The following is an 8226-nucleotide window of genomic DNA, read 5'->3' as shown; positions in this document are numbered from 1 at the left end:
TCCAGCAACGAGGTAACCGCCTGGTCGAAGTCGAGCATTCCGTTGGCCGACCTGTAACCGGCCAGTTGCGCGATGGTCTCATGGCTCAGTCGGATCCATCCGCTGTTGGGATAGTGCTGCGCTACCAGGTCACGCCAGACCGTGACCGGCATGGCGTAGTTGTCCTCGCAGTCCCACGACACCTGTTGAACCGAGAATCCGCGCTCGGAGTTGACGAAAATCGTGCCGCTGAACAGGAATTGCAGCGGCACCGCACCATCGCGCAACGCGTGCAGGTATTTGGCGGCGGCCACCTCGAAGTCATAGGTGCATTCCAGGGGCAGGGTCGCGATCGTGTGACCGGTGAACCCCGGCACCATCGTGGCGCAATGTTGCCAAAGAAAGGTGCGTTGGGTGCTGGCCCAGCGTTCGCGGCCGCCGAACAGATCGAGCAACCCGGCAGCTTCGTCGTCGGAGTAGGAGCGCCGCAACGGTTCGATGCGGACCTGACAGCGCAGGGCGATGGCGTGCACCGGGTCGTCGCCGCTGGCGGTCACGCCGACGCGGGCGGTGAGGATCGGGCTGACGGTGTAGGGCTCGGCGGTCACGTCCAGGACCGCAAAGCTGACGTTCATCGGCGCGTTCATCGCGGTGTCTTTGTGGCACGGGCGGCGAGCCGGTCGAAGAAACCGTCGATGAATTCGCGGGCCTGCTGGCCGCCGTCGAAGCCGCGCCATACCAGGCGCAGGTGTCCGACGAATTCGTAGCAGGCATCGATGGGCACCAGATACGTTTGTGGCTGCGACAATTCGCCATCGTGGGCGCTGTCGGCCACCCGGACCAGCAGCGCCTCCACGTCGTCGGCCAGCAGGCTCACCCGCGGGTCGGCGCCGCGGATGGTGTCCCAGACCTCCATGTCCAGCTCGGATTCGCATGCCCCGGCCGGCCCCGGGTAAAAGGCGACGGTGCGCCCGAGGGCGGAGTTGGTGAAGAAAAAGGCGACCCCGACGGGGATCTGCAATGCCTCCCACACCAGGCGATCGAGGGCGAAGTCGGGAAACGACAGATACCGATCCGGCACCGCCCGGTAACGCAGGTCGGCTTCGGTGTCGGTGAACAACAGATAGCAGGCGCGGCAGACGCACATCAGTTGGCGGCCCGCCACATTGACCACGTGCTGGTGTTCGGCGGCAATCGACTCCGCACACATCTCGCAGCGCTCGCCCGCCGGCTCGGGGGCGCGCCGGTCGCTCCGGATGCGGGCCAGGACATCGAACGGGCTTGTCATATGCGCCGCTCCTCAGCATCACTGCGTTCTGCATCGTCGCTGGCGGTCATGCCGGTGCGCCCATCACGTCGGTCCGCAACGCCACCGACAGCAGGCCGTCGCGGGTGAGCAGCGGAATCGGATCGAGATGGGTCGCCGAGCCACGGGTCGCGGCGGCTCCCGCGCCGACGACGTCGAAATCCGTCTCACAGCGTGCACAGCGCAGCATTCGACCGTGCAGTTGCGAACCCGCCAGCGAGTCGTCACACACCGGGCAGCGATCCCGGTAGGCGAAGGACTGGTCGCCGACACGGCAGGCCAGCACGGTCACCCCGTCGATCACGAATCCCGCGACTTCGCCTGCTGTCAACTCGGCGAGTTCGGGCGCCGGGTGCCAGGCGGTCGCCCCATGTCCGTTGGAATGCAGGCGGGTCAGAAGCGATTCGGCGGGAATGACACTCGCCGGCGTGGTCGTGGCTTCGGCGGACACCACCTCGATCGAGGAGATCTCCGGCGCGGCCGCGCGGACCGCATCCTGGACGGCCAGCTCCAGGGTCACCGCCGATGACGGGCAGCTCTTGCAGCTGCCCTTGAAGGCCAGCCGCACGACGTCGCCGCCCACGACCTCGAGTAGGTCGACGTCGCCGCCGTGCGAACCCAAGTAGGGCCGCACCCGATCCAGCGCGTCGGACACCCTGCGGTGCACGTCGTGCGGATGCAGACCGTGCACAAGGAGCAGGCTGGCCACCAGGTCGTCGGTGGCCAGCCGCTCGACCAGCCCCCCTCCCGGTCCGGGATCGCCGGCCATCCGCACGATTCGCTCCAGCCCGGCACCGTACAGTCCGACTACCTCGCGAACCAGTTGCTGCGCACGGTCATACGCAGCGGTCCCACCTGCCGCGCAGGAATCGAGCAGTGTCTGGATCCGATCGCCCGCTTCACGCCACTGCGCGTCATTCGCGGACTTCACCGGGCGATCCGCCATGTGTCACTCCCCGACAGGTGACTGGGTTGGCGTGTGCAGTCTGTCCAGGGACTTGCCCTTCCCCAGGTACATGTGCACGCCACACGGCAGGCATGGATCGAAGCTGCGCACCGTGCGCATGACGTCGATTCCCTTGAAGTTGTCCCGGCCGTTCTCCTCGAAGATCGGCTGCCCCTGGACCGCATCCTCGTAGGGACCCGGTGTGCCATAACTGTCGCGCGGGTTGGCATTCCACGGCGTGGGCGGGTAAGGGTGATAGTTGGCGATCTTGCCGTCCCGGATCACCATGTGGTGGCTGAGCACACCGCGCACCGCCTCGGTGAAGCCGCATCCGATGGCCTCGTCGGGCACCTCGAACTTCTCCCAGGTCTTGGTGCGCCCGGCGCGAATCTCCGCGAGCGCCTTCTCGGCGAAGTGCAAAGCGCACGCCGCCGCGTAGGCCTGGAAGTAGGTGCGCGCCCGGTCGCGTTCGATCGTGTTGCTGCCGTACTTGGGGATCTGCCACTCCAATTCGACCGGACCCTTCAGGGCCGTCTTGGGCAGGTTGATCTTGACGCTGCTGCCGGTCGCCTTCACGTAACCGATGTCGACCAGGCCCGCCAGCGCCGTCGACCACAGCCGGGCCAGCGGTCCGCCGCCGGTGTCCAGCGCCAGGTGGTCCTTGCCGTCGAACCAACGCGGTGACATCACCCAGCTGTACTTGCCGCCCTCCATGTCCCGCTTCTGTGGGTGCGGGTTGGTGTGCTGGTTCCACGGGTGGCGCCGGTCCACCGCGTTGCCCAGCGGGTCGGTCTTGACGAACATCTCCTGGTCGGTCCAATCATCGTAATATGAACTGCCCAAAAGGATTCGAATGCCGAGATTGATGTCCACCAGCGAGTGGGTGACCAGCTTGCCGTCGACCACCACGCCCGGGGTGACGAACATCGCGTTACCCCAGCGCTCCATGTCCTTGTATTCGAAGTTGCACACCTCGGGATCCTGGAAGGAACCCCAGCAGCCGAGCAGGGTGCGGCGCAGCCCGACCTTCTCGTAACCGGGCAGGGCGTCGTAGAAGAAGTCGAAGAGGTCGTCGTGCATGGGCACGACCTTCTTCATGAACTCGACGTAGCGCATCAGCCGCGTCATGTAGTCCGTCATCAGCTGAACCGTCGCAACGGTCCCGACCCCGCCGGGGTACAGCGTGGACGGGTGCACGTGGCGACCCTCCATGAGGCAGAACATCTCTCGCGTCCAGCGGCTGACCACGAGCGCCTCGCGGTAGAACTCGCCGCTGAACGGGTTGAGCGAGCGCATGATGTCGGCGATCGTGGCGTACCCGTGTGCGTCGGCGTGCGGCGCCGGGGTCTTCTCGGCCAGGGAGAGCACGCTCGGGTTGGTCTCGGAGACCATCTTCTCGCAGAAGTCCACGCCGACCAGGTTCTCTTGGAAGATGTTGTGGTCGAACATGTATTCCGCGGCCTCGCCGAGGTTGACGATCCACTCACCCAGATGCGGCGGCTTGACGCCGTAGGCCATGTTCTGCGTGTAGCACGAACAGGTGGCGTGGTTGTCGCCGCAAATGCCGCAGATGCGGCTGGTGATGAAGTGGGCATCGCGGGGATCCTTGCCCTTCATGAAGATCGAATAGCCGCGGAAGATCGACGAGGTGCTGTGACACTCGACGACTTCTCGGTTCTCGAAGTCGATCTTGGTGTAGATGCCCAGGCTGCCCACGATCCTGGTGATGGGATCCCAGGCCATGTCGACCAGCTGGCCGGGCTCCCGCTTGGCGTGGGTGGGTTCAGGAATGATGGTTGTCATTGCGCTACTTCTTCCCGCTTTGGCTGCTCTCAGCATTGGCTGATGCGGCGACGGCTCTTCGTCTTCGAGTTGGAGAAGGGGCACGCCGACCGGGTAGGCGACCTACCAGGTGCGGCGCGCTCCCGTGGTGAGTTGGTCGCCGTTATGGCGCCACCGCGGCTCTTTGTCGACGGTGCGTTCCGTAATACCCCTCAGACTGCGAATCACGGCTCCGTACAGACCCGATGCGGTGCTCGAGATCTTGCCGCCGGGTGGCTCGTCCATGAACGGCATGAACTTGTCCGGGAAGCCCGGCATCGTGCAGCCGATGCAGATCCCACCGACATTGGGGCAGCCCCCGACGCCGTTGATCCACCCACGCTTGGGCACATTGCATTTGACAACAGGCCCCCAACAGCCAAGCTTCACAATGCATTTCGGCGATCCATACTCGGTGGCGAAGTCGCCCTGCTCGTAGTAGCCGGCCCGGTCGCAACCCTCGTGCACGGTCTTGCCGAACAGCCATTGCGGACGCAGCGCGTCGTCGAGCGGGATCATCGGCGCCTGACCGGTCGCCATGTAGAGCAGGTAGGTCAGCGTCTCCGACAGGTTATCGGGATGGATCGGACAGCCGGGCACGCACACGATCGGAATGCCCGCCTTGCTCTTCCAGTCCCAGCCGAGGTAGTCCGGCACGCCCATCGCGCCGGTCGGGTTACCGGCCATCGCGTGGATTCCGCCGTAGGTGGCGCAGGTCCCGACCGCCACGATGGCGGTGGCCTTGGGCGCCAACCGGTCGAGCCACTCGCTGGTGGTCATCGGCTGTCCGGTGGCCGGGTCGTTGCCGAAGCCGCACCAGTAGCCCTCGTCCTTGATCTTCTCGTTGGGGATGGATCCTTCGACAACGAGGACAAAGGGTTCCAGCTCGCCGCGGTCGGCTTTGAAGAACCACTCCAGGAAGTCGTCCGCCCCCCCGTTGGGTCCGCATTCGAAGTCGATCAGGGGCCAGTGCACCGCGACTTGGGGGAGTCCGGGCAGGGCACCCAAGGCGATTTCCTCGACGCTTGGCTGGGTGGCAGCAGTCAATGCCACCGAATCACCGTCACAACTCAGGCCCGCGTTAATCCATAGAACATGGATCAATGTTTGTTCTGCCTTGACTGCTGCTTCTGTTGGCATGCTGCAGCTTTCCGGAGCCGGGCTGGGGCTCCTGCGCCACCGGAGTCGACCGTCGGCCCACTTGCGCAGCGCTATTTTTTGGGTCTACTCCGGCTATCGAGCGTTGTCAACGGTTCGCCGTCGCTCATTAGTCGGCGTATGTCGCATAGCAACAGAAACGTATGTGTCGCTTGCAGATTCGTTGTGCCCGAACAGGCGGAAACGGGGCGGCTCTCCTGCGAATGTTTCGCAGGAGTGGGTGCCCGTGTGCGCTGGGGCGGGCGCCGTTCACGCCCCGTCCGTGGCGAAGCGCCGCAGCCAGCCGAACCACGCGGCCATGCCATCGCCGGTGCGGGCACTGACCGGCAGAATCGTCGCCGCCGCATTGACTTTTCGGACATGGGCGATGTACGCGTCGACATCCACGTCGAGGTGGGGTACCAGGTCGATTTTGTTGAGCAGCACCACGTCCACCGACCGGAACATCACCGGATACTTCAGCGGCTTGTCTTCGCCCTCGGTCACCGAATAGACCATGGCCTTGGCGTGCTCACCGACGTCGAATTCCGCCGGGCAGACCAGGTTGCCTACGTTTTCGATGACCACCAGGTCGAGCGCCACGAGGTCGAGGCCGGGCAGAGCGCGGTTGACCATGGGCGCGTCGAGGTGGCATTCGCCGCCAAATCCGTTGCTGGTGTTGAGCAGTGACACCTGGGCGCCGCGGCCGCTGAGCTTGGCCGCGTCCAGGTCGGTGGCGATATCACCCTCGATCACCCCGATGCCCAGCTCGCCGGCGAGCTCGTCGAGCGTGGCCTGCAGGATGGTGGTTTTGCCCGAGCCCGGAGAGCTCATCAGGTTGAGGGTGCGCACGCCGTTGCTCTCGAACGCCGCCCGGTTGGCGGCGGCGAGCAGGTCATTCTCGGCGAAGATCGCCTCCAGCACGTCGATGCGCTGGCTGCCGGTCCGATACCGGCTGTGATCGCCATGATCGTGATCGTGATCGTGGTCGTGCGGAAGGTGGTCGTGGTCGTGGTCGTGCGGAAGGTGATCGTGGGAGTGGGTGTGCACGGTCCCGTCGTCGTGCCGATGAAATCTACCCATCGTCAACGCCTTTCACGACACATCCAATGACGTCACCAAGAATTCGTTGCCGCGCAGCACCTCCACGTCCGAACTGTCACACTGCGGACACCAGATCGACCACGGCGAGGTGATCTCGGATTGTCCGCCGCAGGTGCGGCACCGCACTTCGGCGCTGACACACTCGAGTTCCAGTTCGGCGTCCGGCATGTCCTCGGCGTCGCGGACCAGTGTCCAGCAGAAGGACAGCGACTCCGGCACCACCTGCCGAAGCGCGCCGACCCGTACCCGCACCACGTCGACGTGGCGGCCGTCGGCGTGATCCTTGACGACGCCGGCGATCGCTTCGCACAGCGACAGCTCATGCATCGCCGATCACCGCCGATCCGCGAGCCGGGCGCAGGCCAACGAGCCCATGGTGACTGTTGTACACCCCAACGGGGTGTGTGGTCAGCCTCGTGCCGGTCGGCCTACGCGGTCCACTTCTCTTCGATGCGTGCGTAGCGCCAGACGAGCAGGGCCACCGCCCACGTGGCGACGAACATGGCGACGACAACGTAGCCGATCGCGTTGAGGTTCAGTCCGCCGATCCAGCTCCAGAACGCGCCCCGCCAGCCGAACTGGTCGGCGAACAGCACGAGCAGTTCGACGGTGCCGATCAGCAGGGCGACCGCCACCGACAGCGCGGTGATGGTGATGTTGTAGTAGATCTTGCGTACCGGATTGGAAAAGGCCCAGCCATAGGCGAAGTTCATGAACGAGCCGTCGATGGTGTCGAGCAGGCACATGCCTGCGGTGAACAGCACCGGCAGGCACATGATGGCGTACCAGGGCAGCCCGGCGGCGGCGCTGGTGCCGGCCAGCACCAGTAGTGCGATCTCGGTGGCGGTGTCGAAACCGAGCCCGAACAACAGCCCGACGGGATAGCAGTGCCAGGACTTGTTGATCGACTTGGTGACGCGGCCGAGCAACCGGTTCATCACCCCCCGGTTGCCCAGTTGGCGCTCCAGTTCGGCCGCGTCGGCGTCGGGATCGAATTCGCCCTGGCGCAGCCGGATGAAGACCCGCAGGATGCCGACCAGGACGATGATGTTGAGCAGTGCGATCGCGTACAGGAACACACCCGAGACGCTGGTGCCGATCAGCCCGGTGTAGTGGTGCAGCGTCGAGGAGTCGTCCTCCACCGGCCCGATGACCGCCTTCACCCCGCAGGCCAACAGCAACGCCAGCCCGAAGACCACCGTGGAGTGGCCCAGCGAAAAGAAGAAGCCGACGGCCAACGGTCGCTTCCCGTCGTTCATCAGCTTGCGGGTGGTGTTGTCGATGGCGGCGATATGGTCGGCGTCGAAGGCGTGCCGCATGCCCAGGGTGTAGGCCGTCAATCCGATGCCGACGCCAAAAGCCTTGCCGCCCAGGCTGTATTGGGCCGGCGCCACGACCAGGACCATGGTGAGCCAGCCGATCAGGTGCAGCGCGACGATCACCGCCAGCATCGCTGCCAGTCGCCACCACTCCGCCGGCGTCAAGGCACCGCGAAGCCTGCTCGTCCGTGACGGCCGCCGGCCGATCTCGGTGCTGGCCACTGGGGTCCTTCCGGCGCGTCCTTGCGGTGTCGGCTGAGAACAACCGGCACGACTGTAAGTTCCCCGGTTCGCCAGATGCAAGTGAGTTGCAGGAATCTGTGGGTTCACGGTTTCGGAGAAGACTGGCGATCCGGCCGTCTGGGGACGACACTGAACCAGTGACACCCAAGCCGTCGGCATTGGATGCGTCGGTCACCGAGAGGATCGGCGATTTTCTGCGCGCCCGGGGGCTGCGGCGAATGGCCTCCCGCATCCAGGTGCTGGCGGTGCTCGAGCCCGTCAACGGTCACCTGCCCGTCGCCGAGATCTACAAGCGGATGCGGGAGTGCCTGCCGCCCGGGACACACGCGCCGGACGTGGCGACCGTCTACCGCACGGTGACCACGCTCGTC

At 65.3% G+C, this 8226-nt stretch carries 8 protein-coding genes and 1 pseudogene; 1 reads left to right on the top strand and 8 read right to left on the bottom strand.

Features of this window, described 5'->3' with window-relative positions; translation table 11 throughout:
* The 8 genes from A5652_RS11280 to A5652_RS11245 form a co-directional block, all read right to left on the bottom strand.
* On the bottom strand, nucleotides 1–614 hold a 614-nt coding region (locus A5652_RS11280), incomplete at its 3' end, for a DUF6084 family protein (RefSeq protein ID WP_369805778.1).
* A gap of 8 nt (nucleotides 615–622) precedes the next feature.
* On the bottom strand, nucleotides 623–1267 hold the full coding sequence (locus A5652_RS11275) for a DUF5947 family protein (RefSeq protein WP_067350651.1): 645 nt from the start codon (nucleotides 1265–1267) through the stop codon (nucleotides 623–625).
* A 46-nt stretch (nucleotides 1268–1313) separates the two neighbouring features.
* Entirely contained in the window at nucleotides 1314–2231 is a 918-nt protein-coding gene (locus A5652_RS11270; RefSeq protein WP_067350632.1) for a NifU family protein, read from the bottom strand.
* Between the two features lie 3 nt (nucleotides 2232–2234).
* A complete protein-coding gene (locus A5652_RS11265; RefSeq protein ID WP_067350630.1) occupies nucleotides 2235–4034 on the bottom strand; it encodes a nickel-dependent hydrogenase large subunit in 1800 nt (599 codons plus the stop codon).
* A gap of 102 nt (nucleotides 4035–4136) precedes the next feature.
* The gene (locus A5652_RS11260; protein WP_066870342.1) at nucleotides 4137–5192 is read right to left on the bottom strand and encodes a hydrogenase expression protein HypE; all 1056 of its coding nucleotides are present in this window, start codon (nucleotides 5190–5192) and stop codon (nucleotides 4137–4139) included.
* Between the two features lie 267 nt (nucleotides 5193–5459).
* Nucleotides 5460–6272, bottom strand: a complete 813-nt coding sequence (hypB, locus tag A5652_RS11255; protein WP_067350627.1) for a hydrogenase nickel incorporation protein HypB — start codon at nucleotides 6270–6272, stop codon at nucleotides 5460–5462.
* Between the two features lie 12 nt (nucleotides 6273–6284).
* The gene (locus tag A5652_RS11250) at nucleotides 6285–6620 is read right to left on the bottom strand and encodes a hydrogenase maturation nickel metallochaperone HypA (protein WP_067350621.1); all 336 of its coding nucleotides are present in this window, start codon (nucleotides 6618–6620) and stop codon (nucleotides 6285–6287) included.
* Between the two features lie 101 nt (nucleotides 6621–6721).
* Entirely contained in the window at nucleotides 6722–7834 is a 1113-nt protein-coding gene (locus A5652_RS11245; protein ID WP_067350619.1) for a HoxN/HupN/NixA family nickel/cobalt transporter, read from the bottom strand.
* Between the two features lie 158 nt (nucleotides 7835–7992).
* Between A5652_RS11245 and A5652_RS11240 the strand changes: the two are divergent.
* Nucleotides 7993–8226: pseudogene (locus A5652_RS11240) on the top strand (transcriptional repressor); the annotation flags it as partial.

Origin of the sequence: Mycobacterium sp. 1165178.9 (genome assembly GCF_001673555.1) — a bacterium.
Lineage (GTDB): Bacteria > Actinomycetota > Actinomycetes > Mycobacteriales > Mycobacteriaceae > Mycobacterium.
This window is presented reverse-complemented; position numbering and strand designations above follow the sequence as displayed.

Coding starts and splice junctions, on each gene's coding strand:
- A5652_RS11270 (WP_067350632.1), bottom strand. CDS start 2,231: ATGGCGGATCGCCCGGTGAAGTCCGCGAATGACGCGCAGTGGCGTGAA.
- A5652_RS11265 (WP_067350630.1), bottom strand. CDS start 4,034: ATGACAACCATCATTCCTGAACCCACCCACGCCAAGCGGGAGCCCGGC.
- A5652_RS11250 (WP_067350621.1), bottom strand. CDS start 6,620: ATGCATGAGCTGTCGCTGTGCGAAGCGATCGCCGGCGTCGTCAAGGAT.
- A5652_RS11260 (WP_066870342.1), bottom strand. CDS start 5,192: ATGCCAACAGAAGCAGCAGTCAAGGCAGAACAAACATTGATCCATGTT.
- A5652_RS11275 (WP_067350651.1), bottom strand. CDS start 1,267: ATGACAAGCCCGTTCGATGTCCTGGCCCGCATCCGGAGCGACCGGCGC.
- hypB (WP_067350627.1), bottom strand. CDS start 6,272: ATGGGTAGATTTCATCGGCACGACGACGGGACCGTGCACACCCACTCC.